Origin of the sequence: Streptomyces sp. SKN60, assembly GCF_026236535.1 — a bacterium.
Lineage (GTDB): Bacteria > Actinomycetota > Actinomycetes > Streptomycetales > Streptomycetaceae > Streptomyces.
Genome location: NZ_JAHTMW010000004.1, coordinates 206334 through 220765, shown reverse-complemented (window position 1 = coordinate 220765; position 14432 = coordinate 206334). Strand labels below are relative to the sequence as shown.

Genomic DNA, 14432 nt, shown 5'->3' with positions numbered 1-14432 from the left:
TGTCCGATCCGTGCCACTGGCACTCCCGTGCACCCACGGGCCGCCGCGCCCACTACCGTCCGGGTCGGACCGCACACCGACCGGAGCGGTCCCCTCCACCCGGACGAAGGGGTACGACGTGGCCAAGGCCCGCAAGAACGGTCTCTACACGGGCATCTCCGAGGAGCTGTCCGCGCTCATGCGCACCGGCTGGGCGGACACCGAGCGGCACGACCTGACGCCCGACCCGCAGGCCCCGTACGCGGCCCGCCGGCGGGCCGCGCTGTCCGCCCGGTTCCCCGGCGAGCGCCTGGTGATCCCCTCGGGCAACCTCAAGGCCCGCTCCAACGACGACACCTACCCGTTCCGCCCGTACTCCGGCTATGTGCACATGACCGGCGACCAGGCCCGCGACGGCGCCCTGGTGCTCGAACCCCGCGCCGACGGCGGCCACGACGCCTACTGCTACCAGCTGCCGCGCGACGCCCGCGACAACGACGAGTTCTGGAGCGGCTACACCGCCGAACTCTGGATGGGCCGCCGCCACTCCCTCGCCGAGGCCGAGACCGTCCTCGGACTGCCCTGCCGCGACGTCCGCACCGCCGCCGCCGACCTCGCCGCCGCGGCCGGCACCGTCCCCACCCGGATCGTCCGCGGCGTCGACCCGGCCCTGGAGGCCGCCGTCACCACCGACGAGGACCGCGACGACGAGCTGGAGGAGGTGCTCAGCGAGCTGCGCCTGATCAAGGACGAGTGGGAGATCGGCGAGATGCGCCGGGCCGTCGACTCCACCGTCCGCGGCTTCACCGACGCCGTCGGCGAGCTGTCCCGCGCCGTCGAGACCTCCGAGCGCTGGATCGACGGCACCTTCTACCGCCGTGCCCGCCTGGAGGGCAACTCCGTCGGCTACGGCTCCATCTGCGCGGCCGGCGACCACGCCACGATCATGCACTGGACCACCAACGACGGCCCGGTCCGCCCCGGCGAACTGCTGCTCTTCGACGCCGGCGTGGAGACCACCACTCTCTACACCGCCGACGTCACCCGCACCCTCCCCATCAGCGGCACCTTCAGCGACGTGCAGCGCCGGGTGTACGACGCGGTGTACGAGGCCCAGGAGGCCGGCATGGCCACCGTGAAGCCCGGCGCCGCCTACCGCGACTTCCACGAGGCCGCGCAGCGCCACCTCGCCGCCCGGCTCGTCGAGTGGGGCTTCATCGAGGGCCCCGCCGAGCGCGCCTACGAACTCGGCCTGCAGCGCCGCTTCACCATGGCCGGCACCGGCCACATGCTCGGCCTCGACGTCCACGACTGCGCCCACGCCCGCAACGAGGAGTACGTCGACGGCGTCCTGGAGCCCGGCATGGTGCTCACCGTCGAACCCGGCCTGTACTTCCAGCCGGACGACCTCACCGTCCCCGAGGAGTGGCGCGGCATCGGCGTCCGCATCGAGGACGACCTGCTCGTGACCGAGGACGGCCACGAGAACCTGTCCGCCGCCCTGCCCCGCTCCTCCGCCGAGGTCGAGGCCTGGATGGCCCGCGTCGCCGGCTGACCCGCCCGGCCGGTCCCGCTCGCGGCGCCGCGTCACGGGGGCGCGGCGCCGCGAATGGTCGCCTTCACCGGTTGGGGCTAGGGTCGATACGTAGGCCATAAGTGCGCCGACGCTCCCGCGGTCGGGCGGATTTCGCAGCCCCACAGTCCCGCGGTGAAGGGACGGAGGGCGCGCGGAAGGAGCCGGCCATGACCCGTACATTGCGAGCGGCGATCAGCGTCGCGGGAGCCGTGGCGCTGTCCCTGAGCCTGGGCGCCTGCAGCTCCGACGCCGACCAGGCGACGAACTCGGGGACGAGCGCGGCGCAGGCCGGGCAGGTCAAGATCGGCCTGCTGCTCCCGGAGAGCAAGACCACGCGGTACGAGAAGTTCGACCGCCCCTACATCGAGGCGAAGATCAAGGAACTGGCGCCGGGCGCCCAGATCGACTACTACAACGCGGCCGAGAGCGCCACCACCCAGCAGCAGCAGGTCAACACCGCGCTCGCGAAGGGTGACAAGGTACTCATCCTGGACGCGGTGGACTCCAAGTCGATCCAGTCCTCCGTGCAGAAGGCCAACGCCGCGGGCGTCAAGGTCGTCGCCTACGACCGGCTCGCGCAGGGCCCGGTCGACTCCTATGTCTCGTACGACAACAAGAAGGTCGGCCAGCTCCAGGGCCAGGCACTGCTCGACGCCCTCGGCGGCAAGGCCCAGAGCGGCGTGATCGTGATGCACAACGGGTCGCCCACCGACCCCAACGCCGCCGAGTTCAAGGCCGGCGCGCACTCCGTCCTGGACGGCAAGGTGAAGATCGGCAAGGAGTACGACACCCCCAACTGGGACCCGAACAACGCCAACCAGCAGATGTCCGGCGCCATCGCGGCCCTCGGCAAGGACAACATCGTCGGTGTCTACTCGGCCAACGACGGACTGGCCGCGGGCATCTCCACCGCCCTCAAGGCGGCCGGCCTGAGCGTGCCGCTCACCGGTCAGGACGCCCAACTCGACGCCATCCAACGGATTCTGATCGGCAATCAGACCATCACGATCATGAAGCCGTACAAGCCCGAGGCCGACATCGCCGCCACGATGGCCGTCGACTTGGCGCAGGGCAAGCAGCTCACCAAGGACCTGGTCCCGACCACCGTCACCAGCGGCAGCGGCAACAAGGTCCCGGCCAACCTGCTGACTCCGATCGTGGTCGACAAGAGCAACATCGGTGACACCGTCGTCAAGCAGGGCCTCTACACGGTGAACGAGATCTGCACGCCGACGTACGAGGCCGCGTGCCAGCAGGCCGGTCTGAAGTAACCGCCCGGGAAACGGGCCTGGCAGGGGTCGGAGGCGGTCGCCGTGCCGGAAGCACCTGTGCTGTCACTACGGGGGATCTCCAAGCGGTTCGGCGCGGTCCAGGCCCTGTCGGGCTTCGACCTGGAGGTGCGCGCCGGAGAGGTCGTCGCCCTCGTCGGTGACAACGGCGCCGGCAAGTCGACCGCCATCAAGGCCATCGCCGGGGTGAACCCGCCCGACGAGGGCGTCATCGAGTGGGAGGGCCGGCGGGTCTCCATCGGCCGGCCCCACGACGCCCAGCACCTCGGGATCGCCACCGTCTACCAGGACCTCGCGCTGTGCGACAACCTCGACGTGGTCGGCAACCTGTTCCTCGGGCGGGAACTGCGCCGCTTCGGCGTGCTCGACGAGGTCCGCATGGAGCAGCGTTCCCGCGAGCTGCTGCACACCCTGTCCATCCGCATCCCCTCGGTCCGCATCCCGGTCGCCTCCCTCTCCGGAGGGCAGCGCCAGACCGTGGCCATCGCCCGCTCGCTGATCGGCGACCCCAAGGTGGTCCTGCTCGACGAGCCCACCGCCGCGCTCGGCGTCGAACAGACCGCCGAGGTCCTCGACCTCGTCGAACGGCTCCGCGGGCACGGCCTGGGGACCATCCTCATCAGCCACAACATGGTCGACGTGATGGCCGTCGCGGACCGGATCGCGGTCCTTCGGCTCGGCCGCAACAACGGCGTCTTCGACAAACGCTCCACCACCACCGAGGAGATCATCTCCGCCATCACCGGAGCCACCGAGAGCGCCGTGACCCGGCGTCAGGCCCGCATACGCGAGGAGCGGGAGGCCCGCGGGGAGGAGTTGCCATGAGCCGCGACCGGAAGGCGGGCGGGAACGAGCGCCCCCAGAACGACACGACCCCGGCGCCCGCACCCGAGGCCGTGCCCGCCGTCGACAGCCGGCTGATCGCCCGTGAGGAGGGCGTCCGCGGCTACGTCAAGGAGTTCCGGCGCAAGATGCGCAGCGGCGAGCTCGGCTCCCTGCCCGTCGTCATCGCCCTGATCATCATCTGGACGGTCTTCGGCAGCCTCGACAGCACCTTCCTCTCCGCGCAGAACCTCTCCGACCTCAGCCAGCAGATCGTCGGCACCGGCATGATCGCCGTCGGCATCGTCTTCGTGCTGCTGCTCGGCGAGATCGACCTGTCCGTCGGCTCCGTCAGCGGCCTGTGCGCGGCCATCTTCGCCGTGCTCAACGTCAACAACGGCATGAACGAATGGCTGGCGCTGCTCGTCGCGGTCGCCGGCGGCGCGGCGGTCGGCCTCATCCAGGGCTTCTTCTTCGCCAAGGTCGGCGTGCCCGCCTTCGTCGTCACCCTGGCCGGCAACCTCGCCTGGAACGGACTCATGCTCCAGGTGCTCGGCAGCACCGGCACCGTCAACATCCCCAGCGACACCGTCGTCGCCGAGATGTACTCGACGATCTTCCACAGCCCGGCCACCGCCTACATCACGGCCGCCGTCGGCGTGGGCCTCTTCCTGCTCGCCTCGCTGCTCGACGCCCGGCGCCGGCAGGCCGCGCGGGTGCCGTTCCGGCCGATCGCCGAGATCGTGCTGCGCACGGTTGTCATCGCGGCCATCGCCTTCGTCGCCGCGTACATCCTCAACCAGTACCAGGGCCTGCCGCTCGCCCTGCTGATCTTCCTGATCCTGCTGGTCGTGCTCGACTTCGTGCTGCGGCGCACCCGCTACGGGCGGCAGATCTTCGCGGTCGGCGGCAACATCGAGGGCGCCCGGCGGGCCGGCATCAGCGTGCCCTTCGTACGGATGAGCGTCTTCACCATCGCCGGCACCATGGCCGCGGTCGGCGGTCTCTTCCTCGCCGGGCAGATCCAGTCGGCGAGCCAGACCTCCGGCGGCGGCAACCTCCTGATGAACGTCATCGCCGCCGCCGTCATCGGCGGCACCAGCCTGTTCGGCGGACGCGGCTCCGTGTGGTCCGCGCTGCTCGGCGCGCTGGTCATCGGCTCGATCCAGTCCGGCATGAACATCATGGGCGTGAGCAACGCCGTCCAGTTCATGATCACCGGATCGGTGCTGCTCGCCGCCGTGGTCGTCGACTCCCTGTCCCGGCGCAGCCAGAAGGCCGCGGGCCGCGCCTGACCGGCACCGCCCCGCGACCCCCGACTGCCCGGGCAGTGTTCTACGGCTGCTGGAAGTGCACCTCCGGATGCAGCGGGCTCGGCCCCGCGAGCAGCGGCTGCGGCAGTCCGCGCAGCTGCTGGTCGAAGAAGGCCGTGACATACGCGCGGGTCACCGCGAGCGCCCGGTCGGCCGGGATGTCACCGGCCGGCAGCCCGAAGTACCGCTGGAGCACCGGCGCGTCGGTGAAGGTGAAGTGGTCCGCGCCGGTCACCGTCAGCCACCGCTTCCAGCCGTCGAGCGCCCTCCAGGTGGTGTCCCAGGTCTTGTCGATGCCGCCGGGGCGGTGCATCTCGTCGTCGGTGCCCAGCATCAGGAACGGACGCCCGCCGAGCCCGCCGGCCGGCAGCGTGTCGTGGAACGAGCCGTCCATGTTCAGCCCGGCGTCGACCCGCCGGTCCGCGAGCATCGCGGCCGCGGCGGCGGCCCCGCCGATCGAGTGCCCGGCCATGCCGACCCGGCTCCGGTCGATGGTCCGCGCGTACGGCCAGGTGGCGACGGCCCGCGGCCCGGTCAGCCGGTCGAGCAGGAAGCGCACGTCCGCCGCCCGCGCGGCCGTCACGTCGGCCCCCTTGATCCGGCCCGCCTCCAGCGCCTCGCAGGCCACGCAGCCGAGCGTCCGCCCGTCCGGGAGGGCGATGGCCGAGGCCTCGTAGGCGTGGTCGACGGACGCCACCGCGTAGCCGCGCGAGGCGAGCTCCGTCGCCAGGTTCGTCAGCGTGAAGCGCGGCACCCCGAAGCCCGGCGACAGCACCACCAGCGGATGCCGCCCGGGCGCCGGGCGCACGTCGACACTGCTGTACGCCGTCATCCCGGCCACGGCCTTCACCGCGGCCGGATCGGTCACCCCGACGCCCGACAGGACGGTCCGGGCGACCTCCTCGGAGACGTACGGAGCGGGCGGCCCCTGCGTCCCCCGCGCGGCCGGGTAGTGCATCGTCACCATCAGTTCCCGGCCGTCCGCCGTGGGCACCCACGGGTCGGGCCGTGACCGGTCGACGAGATGGAGCACGGAGCTGCCGACCGCGAACCGGCCGGTCGGGGCGGGCAGTTCCAGCGCCGGTACGGCGGGGGCGGCGGCGCGGAGGGATGCCGCGGGCGCGAGGGGCGTCGCGGCGTGGGCGGGCAGGGCGGTCGCGGGTAACGCGACGGCACAGGCGAGAAGGGCGGCCGCGGCCGCCCGGCGAAGTGCGATCATGCCCAGGACGCTACGGCGCCCCCCAACCGCCCCGCGTCAGACCACGGGCGGAATCCGGCGGCCGGGCGTAGACCCCCGGTCGGACCGTCCCCTCCGCCTCACGGCGGCCTGCGGATGCGTACCACGGGCGGGTCCGGGATGCTGGGACGGACCAGGGGGGCCGTCCGAGGAGGGCCGCGATGTCCGTGATGGACAAGCTCAAGCAGATGCTCAAGGGGCACGAGGACCAGGCCGGCAAGGGCATCGACAAGGCCGGCGATTTCGTCGACGACAAGACCCAGGGCAAGTACAGCAGCCAGGTCGACACGGCCCAGGAGAAGCTCAAGGAGCAACTGGGTGGCACCGACGCCGGCACCGAGCGCCGGGACCAGCCCCCGCAGTAGCGAGCCGCGCCCCCATGCGTCCGGCCGGGCCCCAGCGCCCGGCCGGACGCACGCGTACCCGGATGCCGGCCACCCCCTCCCCGCTGCTCCATTCGTGTCAAACCGGACCAAACAGGGAATCCTTCTGACAGGACGCTCGACCGACGGACCCCCGCCGCCGCCCCCACCGGCCGGCGGCGCAGGCCCACCGCCACCGTCGAAGGAGCCTCATGTCCGCCACCGCTTCCGCTTCCGCCCGGGCCCCCGCAACCGCCCGGGCCCCCGCCCCCGCCTCCGCCGCCGAGACCCGGCGCGCCGCCCTCGCCGGGCTGCCCGAGATCGACCGGCCCACCCGGGTCTCCACCGACGAGGCACAGACCCTGTCCGCCGCCCTCCTCGTCCGGCTGCGCGAACTGGAGCCCGGCACGCCCGCCCACGCGTACGTCCGCAACACCCTGGTCGAGCTCAACCTGAGCCTGGTGCGCTTCGCCGCCCGCCGCTTCCGCAACCGGCCCGAGCAGCGCGAGGACATCGTCCAGGTCGGCACCATCGGCCTGATCAAGGCCATCGACCGCTTCGACCCCGACCGCGGCATCGAGTTCTCGGCCTTCGCGCTGCCCACCGTCGTCGGCGAGATGAAGCGCTTCTTCCGGGACACCAGCTGGGCCGTACGGGTGCCCCGGCGGCTCCAGGAGCTCCGCATCGACCTGGCCAGGACGAGCGACCTCCTGGAGCAGCGGCACGGCCACCGGCCCAGCCGCGCCGAGGTCGCCGACCACCTCCAGATCGGCGTGGCGGCGGTCGCCGAGGGCGAGCTCGCGGCCCGCGGCTACACCGCCCGCTCCCTGGACGTCGCGTTCTCCGAGGACGACGACGCCCCGCCGCTCGTCAGCCGCCGGCTGGCCGCGCCGGAGCCCTCGTACGACCTCATCGAGGACCTCACCGCGCTGAAGCCGCTCATCGCCCGAATGGGCGAACGCGACCGGCGCATCCTGTCCCTGCGCTTCGGCCAGGAACTCACCCAGGCCCAGATAGGCGAACGCCTCGGGCTCTCGCAGATGCACATCTCCCGGCTGCTCACCCGGATCCTGGACGAACTCAGGGCCGGCCTGCTCGCCGACGACGGCGCCGCCGTCCCGCCCCGCCACGCCTGACCGGCCGCGCGGCCGGTCCGCGTGGCTTTCGTGCGGCCGTCCTCCGACACGACGCACGAAAGGGTGCATCCGGCATGCTTCTCCGCATACTGGGTGAGCCGTCGTCCGCCCCGCTCATGCCGTCCGGCATGCCGCGAGGCGGGGGCGGCCACCGGGCGGCGGAAGGAGATCGTCAATGCTCATCAGCCACGCCTTCGAGGACGGCGTCCTGCACCTGTCGTTCCTGCGCGACCTCGACGTCACCAGCAGGGCCGCGGCCTTCCTGGAGACCGAGGCCCTCCTGCTGTCCCACCGGCCGCGGCTCGTCCGCGTGCAGTTGCCCACCGCCGACCCCTCCCCGGCCTCCCTCAGCGCCCTCTCCCGCGCCCGCCGCCTCTGCGAGCACCTCGGGATCCCGCTGACCGTCGTGGGCCCGGTCCGCGTCGCCCACACACCCCCGCACCCCACGGCCGCCTAGCGGCCCCCTCACCAGCCGAAGCGGCGGTTCACGATCGCGGCGAACTCCTCGAAGCTGAGCACCTTGTCGCCGTTCGCGTCGGCCTCGTCGAACAGCGCCGAGGAGGCGTCGGCGTCCCCGACGCCCCACGCCGGAACCACCCCCTGCGCGACCAGCGTCGGCCCCTTGGCGTGCAGCGCGGCGATGACCTCGGCGCGCGTCAGGGTGCCGTCGTGGTCGAGATCGAGCGCGTCGAAGAGAACCCGGGCCTTGTCGCTCATCGCGTGTCCGTCCTGTCGTACGTGACGTCGTACGTGCTGTCGTACGGAAGGACGCCGGGGGCACCTCGCGAGTTGCCCCCGGCGTCCCGGCGTCCGTACGCCCCTCACACCACGCTACGAGGCGTCCCGTACGGTCCCCGTGACCTCCGCACCCGGCACCTGCCGCCACTCGGCGTCGTACGTGAAAGGCACGCCCCGCAGCGTCTCCACCGGCTCGGCGACCCCGTCCCGCACGGTCGGCACCCGCACCTCCGCGACCGTCTCCCCGGCCGGCACGGCGAACCCCGCGTACGCGTCCGGATACTCCGGCCGGGACAGAAGCCGGGCCGGGTCGGGCACGGAGCCGTAGGTGTCCCGCACCCACTCCGGGTCGACGTCCGCCGTGGACAGCTCCGGCGCCCCGCCCGCCGGGGCCAGGAAGGAGACACCGCCCATGACGTCGGCGTCGGCGGGCTGCGACAGCGTGACCCGCCACACCAGCGCCTGCCCCTCGGTGACGGCGTCGGCGACGGGCGTCACCCGCACCTCGGGCATCGGGTCGTCGTCGCGCACCGTCACACCACCGCGGTGCGCGCCGACGACGGTGCCGCGCACGGCCTTCACGAACGCGTCGTGGCTCACCTCCCAGCCGTACCGCGTGTTCCCCTCCACCGGCACCCGCACGTCGATGTCCTGATGACCCGGGCGGACCGTGACCACGCGGGAGGTGAACCCGTCGGTCCCGTCGGTCCCGGGCGTCGGGGTGAACAGGCGCACCTGGCCGCTGCCGGAGCCGGACACCGTGACCGGAACGCGGTAGGTCCGCACCCCGGAGTCGCCCTCGTCGACCGTGAGCCGCCCGACGTCCACCCGCGGCAGCGGGGCCGGACGGACCGCCGGCAGACCCGGGCGGAAGCCCCAGGAGTCCACCAGCCAGGCCCGGCCCTCAGCGGTGCGCGGGGTGAGTTCGAGGGCGGCGACCTTCCTCAGGTCGAGGCGCGCCCGGACCGCCGGGGACAGCGGGACCCGGACCTCCCGCGCCCAGTACGAGGCGGTGCGCTCACTGCCCGGCAGCCCGTCCACCCGCACCCGCCCGAGCGGCGCGCGGCGGCCCGAGGCGTCGGCCACGGTCACGTCGAGCTCCGTGCCCTTGGTGTTCGGCGGCACGACCAGGCGCAGGGCGAGCGACTCGGTGCCCGCCAGGGACACGGGCCGTGCCGTCCGCACCGTGACCGGCGTGCCGGCACGGGTCCAGCGCAGCGCGACGGCGTCGCGGCCCGGCTCGGGCGAGGTCTCCCAGGACGCGAAGTGCGGTGACTGCCCGCCCTCGTCGGGCGACAGGCACGAGCGCGCGGCGTCGGGGTCGATCTGCGCGCACAGCCGGCCCGCGCCGGACACGGTCAGCGCCGCGCCGGTGTCGGGCGAACCCGGGACGAACGCCGGGGTGCGGCCGGCCCCGACGGCGTGCGCGAGCACCCGCGCCGGGCCCGCCGACGGCGCCCGCCGGCCGGTGCCGTCGAGCAGCGGCCGCACCCGGTCGTCGCCCGCCACGAACAGCCGGGCGGCGGCCGCGATGTAGGCGGCGCCCGCGGTCTGCTGCCGCGGGGCGGTCAGGCGCGTCGGGGCGCCGGGGGAACAGACCGGGTCGGGCTGCTCCCCGTCGGACCAGAAGTCGTCCACGGCCGGCGCCTTCGCCTGGCCAGGCGTCCACTCGCTGTTGAAGAAGTTGTGGTTGGCGCCCACCACGTACACCGCGCTGTGCAGCGCCGCGCCCCGGCCGACGCCGCGCGTGGCGTCCAGATACATCTGCCCCTGCAGATCGGACACGTCGCCGTCGCAGCCGGGCAGGATCGTCATCGACGGCACGTCCGGAACCGGGTTCTGGCCGAAGATCGTCGGTCCGATGAGGACGTTGCCGCGGATCTTCCACCGCACCGGCCCCCGGTAGCCGTCCTGGCTCGCGGGCGGCGCGGACAGGCTGTCGAGCGCGGCCCGGTTGACGCCCTCGCCGCCCCGCGAGTGCCCGACGAGCAGGACCCGGGACAGATCGGCGGCCGCCGCCTTCCGCACCACCGCAGGCGCCTTGTCCGGGTGCGCGCCCCACTCCGCCCAGCGGGCGAGATGCTGCCGGACGAGGGAGGAACGGGCCTGCGCGCCGCCGTCGTCCGCCGCATGGTCCTGCCCGTTGACGCCGTTCGCGGACACCGACACCGTCACGTACCCCTGCGAGGCGAGCAGCCGCTGCGCCGCCCCGTACCCCTGATGACTCGGTATCGGCCGCATCCCCGCCGGGCACGGCCACGCGCCCGAGTCCTCCTCCGTGCCCGGCTTGTAGCAGGTGCCGTGCCGGCCGTGCAGGAACAGCGCCACCGGCCGCTTCCCCGGCGCGCCGGCCGGCGCCGTCACGGCGGCGCGCATCTCCACGGGCTCGGGGAAACCGGGCAGCCGCACGTCCTTCAGCGCGTACTCGCCGGACACGGTGCGGTACGGGCCGGGCACCCCCGGATCCACCGGATTCGCCGGCAGCGGCGCCTCCGGAGCCGGGGGAGCCGCGGGTGCCTTCGGCCGCAGACGGGGCGCGAGGGCCGGCGCCCCGGCGGCGTCCAGCCGCCGCCCGCCCGCCGTCACGCTCAACCGCGCCCCGCCGTCGACCCGTTGATCCCCGAGCCGCAGCCGGAACGACCGCCCGTCCGCCGCCGGCTCCGGATACCCGAGCAGCCTCCCGTCGACCCGGAACTCCACCCGGGCATCGCCCATCGGCACGGCCTCCCCGGCCGTCCGCCACACCAACTCCCGCCCGGCACCGGACCCGACGACCCGCCACCCCTCGGGCAGCCCCGCCGCGGCGGATCCGGCGACCCCGGCAGTGGCGGGATCCGGTTGTGCGTACGCGAGCCCCGGCGACACGCCCGCCAGGGCCATCAGCGTCACGGCGGTGGTCACGCCGCGTGTGACACGTATCAAAGCGCTCTTCCTCACGATCTGGTTCTCGTCCAGCACGCCCACGGGCGCCCTGTGATCCCCCGGGGCACCCTCTTGCCCCCGGAGGACGGGGGAGGACGAGACGGGGTTGCCCGGCGGGGGAGGGGTGGCCGGTTCTGATGCCTGGTGGTGGAGGGCGGGGGCGTTCCCCGGCCGGTTCCCGCGGCGCCGTTAGGGTCGGGGTACGGGTCGGCGCGTGCGCGGGTCGCCCGCGGACCGACGAAGGGACACACCGTCATGCCGGCCGACGCCGCCACGTCTTCCGCCTCCGGCGGGCCGCTCGCGCGGTTCGGGCTCGGAACCGCCGCCGTGGGGCGGCCCGGGTACATCACGCTCGGGCGGGAGCTCGACCTTCCCGGGGACCGGAGTGTCGCGGCGCTCCGGGAGCGGACGGACGCGCTCCTGGACGCCGCCTACGCCGCGGGCGTGCGGTACTTCGACACGGCGAGGTCGTACGGGCGGGCCGAGGAGTTCCTGGCCGGATGGCTGGACGCGCGGCCGGAGGCGGCCGGTTCGGTGCGGGTCGGCAGCAAGTGGGGGTACACGTACACCGCCGGCTGGCGGACCTCCGGCGTCGCCGCGCACGAGGTCAAGGAGCACTCGGTGGCGGTGTTCGAGCGGCAGGTCGAGGAGACCCGGGCGCTGCTCGGCCGGCACCTTGACGTGTACCTGGTGCACTCGGTCACCCCGGACAGCCCCGCGCTCTCCGACCCCGCCCTGCACGCCCGGCTCGCGGAACTCGCCGACGAGGGCGTACGGGTGGGGCTTTCCACCAGCGGCCCGGCGCAGGCCGACACGATCCGCGCCGCCCTCGGCGTGACCGTGGCCGGGCGGCCGCTGTTCACGGCCGTGCAGTCCACCTGGAACGTGCTCGAACCCTCCGCCGGACCGGCGCTCGCCGAGGCGCACGACGCGGGATGGCTGGTGGTCGTCAAGGAGGCCATGGCGAACGGCCGGCTCGCCGGACGCAACGCCACCGGCCCCGACACGGCCGCCCTCCGCGCCGTCGCCGCCCGCACCGGAGCCGGCGGCGACGCCGTCGCCCTCGCGGCGGTGACCGCCCGCCCCTGGGCTGACATCGTGCTCTCCGGCGCGGCCACCGAGGCACAGCTCGCCTCCAACCTCACCGCCGCCGGACTCGCCCTCGATGCAGGGGACTTGGCCGAGCTCGCCACCCTGACCGAACCGCCCGCCGCCTACTGGAGCCACCGCGCCGACCTCGCCTGGTCCTGACGCCCGACCCGGCTCTCCGCCCGGGCCCGCTGGGGCTTGATGCTCGCATGGTGACGGGGGAGGCGCCTGACCGCTACCGGCTCGACGAGCCGCTCGGCTCGGGCGGCATGGGCACGGTGCGGGCCGGACACGACCTCCTCGTACACCGCGAGGCACGGGCGACCTGGCCTCCCGCTACTCCGCCGACCCCCTCGCGTACCAGCGGGACCACGAGCCGGAGCTGCGGCCCGGCCGCTACCACCTGGTCATCGTGCTCGGCCCGGTGGACCGCAGCGAGGCGGTCGAGCAGCACCACGCGCACGTCCGGGCGAGCCACCGGGCCGCGGGCGGACGGCCCGAGCCCGCCGGCGCTACAGGTGCGCAAAACGGGCGATGTCCGGTTATTGCATTGCAATGCCGGAATGCCGAAGTGATGACCGAAGGGGGTTATTCGGGTGAGAAAGGCAAGGGAGCGGCGCAGGGTGATGTGAGTCACCTCGCGCCGGTCGCGGGGAGGGATTCCGGACAGCTGTCGCAGCGTCAGGAACGGCCGCGCGGAAAAGGATTGGCGCGAGGCTCGCGGGTGGGCGGAATGATCCTTCCGAATTCCCCCGTAGATCAATTCCGTGCGATGAATTCCCTCCTTGTTTTCGATATTTGTCTTCGCATACGGTCGCCCCGAAACCGGACGGAAACGCCGAATCCTGCCGCCGCCCGGTCGACCGCACTCACCACACTTCCGGCAGGAGCGGGGGACCCAGGTTTGCCGCCGGCCCCGGTCTCCGGGGACGGCTCGGGGTGAAGCCGCGCGCAGCGCGGCCGGGCATCTCCTGCCCGAACCCGACAGCTCACCTCGCAGGCGAAGGAGAGGACTCGCCATGCGTGGACCCGGCAAGCACCGCCGCCCGAAGAACACCCCGCTCGCCCGCGGCATCGCCGCCGTCGGCCTCACCGGCAGCGCCGCCCTCGCCCTGCCCCTGGCCGGAGCCGGCACGGCCGGTGCGGCTACTCCGACCGCCGCGGCTCCCTCCGTCGCAGTGGCAAAGCAGACGATTCAGATAGCGCCCGCCGCGGCCCCGGCGGCCGTGAAGTCCGGGCCGGTGAAGTATTCCGTCGTGGCCGGTGACTCGCTGTCGAAGATCGCCCACGAGCACGGGGTGCGGGGTGGCTGGAAGAAGCTCTACAAGGACAACCGCCGCGTCGTCGGCGACGACCCGCGCCTGATCCACCCGGGCCAGCAGCTCTCCGTCGCCGGCACCGCCACCCGTACCGCCGGGAAGACCGCCGGGAAGACCGCCGCGAAGACCACCGCCAAGGCCGCCACCGGTACGAGCGGCGCCGCCGCCTCGGCCCCCGCGAAGGCCGTCCAGCCGAAGGCGGTCCAGGCCGTCGCGACCTCGGCCGGCTCCGCCACCTCCGCGGGCTACACGTACGCCGACAACCTCGAGGGCTGGATCCGCGAGTCCCTCGACATCATGGCCCGCGAAGGCATCCCGGGCACCTTCGACGGCATCTACCGCAACATCATGCGCGAGTCCTCGGGCAACCCGCGGGCCATCAACAACTGGGACTCCAACGCCGTCGCCGGCACCCCGTCCAAGGGCCTCCTCCAGGTGATCGACCCCACCTTCAGTGCCTACCACGTGGCCGGCACCTCCTTCGACCCGTACGACCCGGTCGCCAACATCACCGCGGCCTGCAACTACGCCGCCGACCGCTACGGCTCCATCGACAACGTCTTCGGCGCCTACTGACGGACCATCGCCCGCGGGGTGCCGTGCACGGCACCCCGCGGGCACGTCAAGCCGGCCTCGCCCACCCGGCGCGT

12 protein-coding genes and 1 riboswitch are annotated in these 14432 nt (G+C 73.4%); of the genes, 9 read left to right on the top strand and 3 right to left on the bottom strand.

What is annotated here, in order from left to right:
• Positions 1–118: 118 nt before the first annotated feature.
• From KV205_RS08855 to KV205_RS08840, 4 genes are all read left to right on the top strand, one after another.
• Complete coding sequence (locus KV205_RS08855) at positions 119–1534, top strand: aminopeptidase P family protein (RefSeq protein ID WP_265863535.1); 1416 nt, start codon at positions 119–121, stop codon at positions 1532–1534.
• Between the two features lie 188 nt (positions 1535–1722).
• Positions 1723–2826 (top strand): substrate-binding domain-containing protein, encoded by a 1104-nt coding sequence (locus tag KV205_RS08850; protein WP_265863534.1) that lies wholly within the window; start codon positions 1723–1725, stop codon positions 2824–2826.
• 42 nt (positions 2827–2868) lie between these two features.
• Entirely contained in the window at positions 2869–3669 is an 801-nt protein-coding gene (locus KV205_RS08845) for an ATP-binding cassette domain-containing protein (protein WP_265863533.1), read from the top strand.
• Complete coding sequence (locus tag KV205_RS08840; RefSeq protein ID WP_265863532.1) at positions 3666–4961, top strand: sugar ABC transporter permease; 1296 nt, start codon at positions 3666–3668, stop codon at positions 4959–4961. The genes KV205_RS08845 and KV205_RS08840 overlap by 4 nt, the downstream gene beginning before the upstream one ends.
• A gap of 40 nt (positions 4962–5001) precedes the next feature.
• On the opposite strand, the gene KV205_RS08835 is transcribed toward KV205_RS08840, so the two are convergent.
• Positions 5002–6198, bottom strand: coding sequence for an alpha/beta hydrolase (locus KV205_RS08835; RefSeq protein ID WP_265863531.1), 1197 nt, complete (start codon positions 6196–6198; stop codon positions 5002–5004).
• Positions 6199–6377: 179 nt separating this feature from the next.
• Here KV205_RS08835 and KV205_RS08830 point away from each other — a divergent pair, with 179 nt between their 5' ends.
• The 3 genes from KV205_RS08830 to KV205_RS08820 all read left to right on the top strand — a co-directional run bounded on the left by KV205_RS08830 (position 6378) and on the right by KV205_RS08820 (position 8171).
• Positions 6378–6581: an antitoxin gene (locus tag KV205_RS08830; protein ID WP_265863530.1), complete on the top strand. Its 204-nt coding sequence runs from the start codon at positions 6378–6380 to the stop codon at positions 6579–6581.
• Between the two features lie 209 nt (positions 6582–6790).
• Positions 6791–7714, top strand: a complete 924-nt coding sequence (locus KV205_RS08825; RefSeq protein WP_265863529.1) for a SigB/SigF/SigG family RNA polymerase sigma factor — start codon at positions 6791–6793, stop codon at positions 7712–7714.
• A 175-nt stretch (positions 7715–7889) separates the two neighbouring features.
• Positions 7890–8171 carry a hypothetical protein gene (locus KV205_RS08820; protein WP_265863528.1) on the top strand — a complete coding sequence of 94 codons (282 nt, stop codon included), beginning with the start codon at positions 7890–7892 and terminating at the stop codon, positions 8169–8171.
• An 8-nt stretch (positions 8172–8179) separates the two neighbouring features.
• Here KV205_RS08820 and KV205_RS08815 read toward each other — a convergent pair whose 3' ends face one another.
• Positions 8180–8431, bottom strand: a complete 252-nt coding sequence (locus KV205_RS08815) for an EF-hand domain-containing protein (protein ID WP_265863527.1) — start codon at positions 8429–8431, stop codon at positions 8180–8182.
• Between the two features lie 114 nt (positions 8432–8545).
• Positions 8546–11374 carry a hypothetical protein gene (locus KV205_RS08810; protein WP_374214646.1) on the bottom strand — a complete coding sequence of 943 codons (2829 nt, stop codon included), beginning with the start codon at positions 11372–11374 and terminating at the stop codon, positions 8546–8548.
• 255 nt (positions 11375–11629) lie between these two features.
• Here KV205_RS08810 and KV205_RS08805 point away from each other — a divergent pair, with 255 nt between their 5' ends.
• Both KV205_RS08805 and KV205_RS08800 read left to right on the top strand, forming a co-directional pair.
• Entirely contained in the window at positions 11630–12625 is a 996-nt protein-coding gene (locus KV205_RS08805) for an aldo/keto reductase (protein WP_265863526.1), read from the top strand.
• Between the two features lie 698 nt (positions 12626–13323).
• Positions 13324–13479: riboswitch (cyclic di-AMP (ydaO/yuaA leader) on the top strand.
• Positions 13480–13482: 3 nt separating this feature from the next.
• Positions 13483–14358, top strand: a complete 876-nt coding sequence (locus tag KV205_RS08800) for a LysM peptidoglycan-binding domain-containing protein (protein WP_265863525.1) — start codon at positions 13483–13485, stop codon at positions 14356–14358.
• The last annotated feature ends 74 nt before the right edge of the window (positions 14359–14432 follow it).

Bases quoted from the DNA above. Each gene is read 5' to 3' on its own strand.
- KV205_RS08830 (WP_265863530.1), top strand. From the start codon at position 6,378: ATGTCCGTGATGGACAAGCTCAAGCAGATGCTCAAGGGGCACGAGGAC.
- KV205_RS08835 (WP_265863531.1), bottom strand. From the start codon at position 6,198: ATGATCGCACTTCGCCGGGCGGCCGCGGCCGCCCTTCTCGCCTGTGCC.
- KV205_RS08805 (WP_265863526.1), top strand. From the start codon at position 11,630: ATGCCGGCCGACGCCGCCACGTCTTCCGCCTCCGGCGGGCCGCTCGCG.
- KV205_RS08850 (WP_265863534.1), top strand. From the start codon at position 1,723: ATGACCCGTACATTGCGAGCGGCGATCAGCGTCGCGGGAGCCGTGGCG.
- KV205_RS08815 (WP_265863527.1), bottom strand. From the start codon at position 8,431: ATGAGCGACAAGGCCCGGGTTCTCTTCGACGCGCTCGATCTCGACCAC.
- KV205_RS08800 (WP_265863525.1), top strand. From the start codon at position 13,483: ATGCGTGGACCCGGCAAGCACCGCCGCCCGAAGAACACCCCGCTCGCC.
- KV205_RS08825 (WP_265863529.1), top strand. From the start codon at position 6,791: ATGTCCGCCACCGCTTCCGCTTCCGCCCGGGCCCCCGCAACCGCCCGG.
- KV205_RS08820 (WP_265863528.1), top strand. From the start codon at position 7,890: ATGCTCATCAGCCACGCCTTCGAGGACGGCGTCCTGCACCTGTCGTTC.
- KV205_RS08840 (WP_265863532.1), top strand. From the start codon at position 3,666: ATGAGCCGCGACCGGAAGGCGGGCGGGAACGAGCGCCCCCAGAACGAC.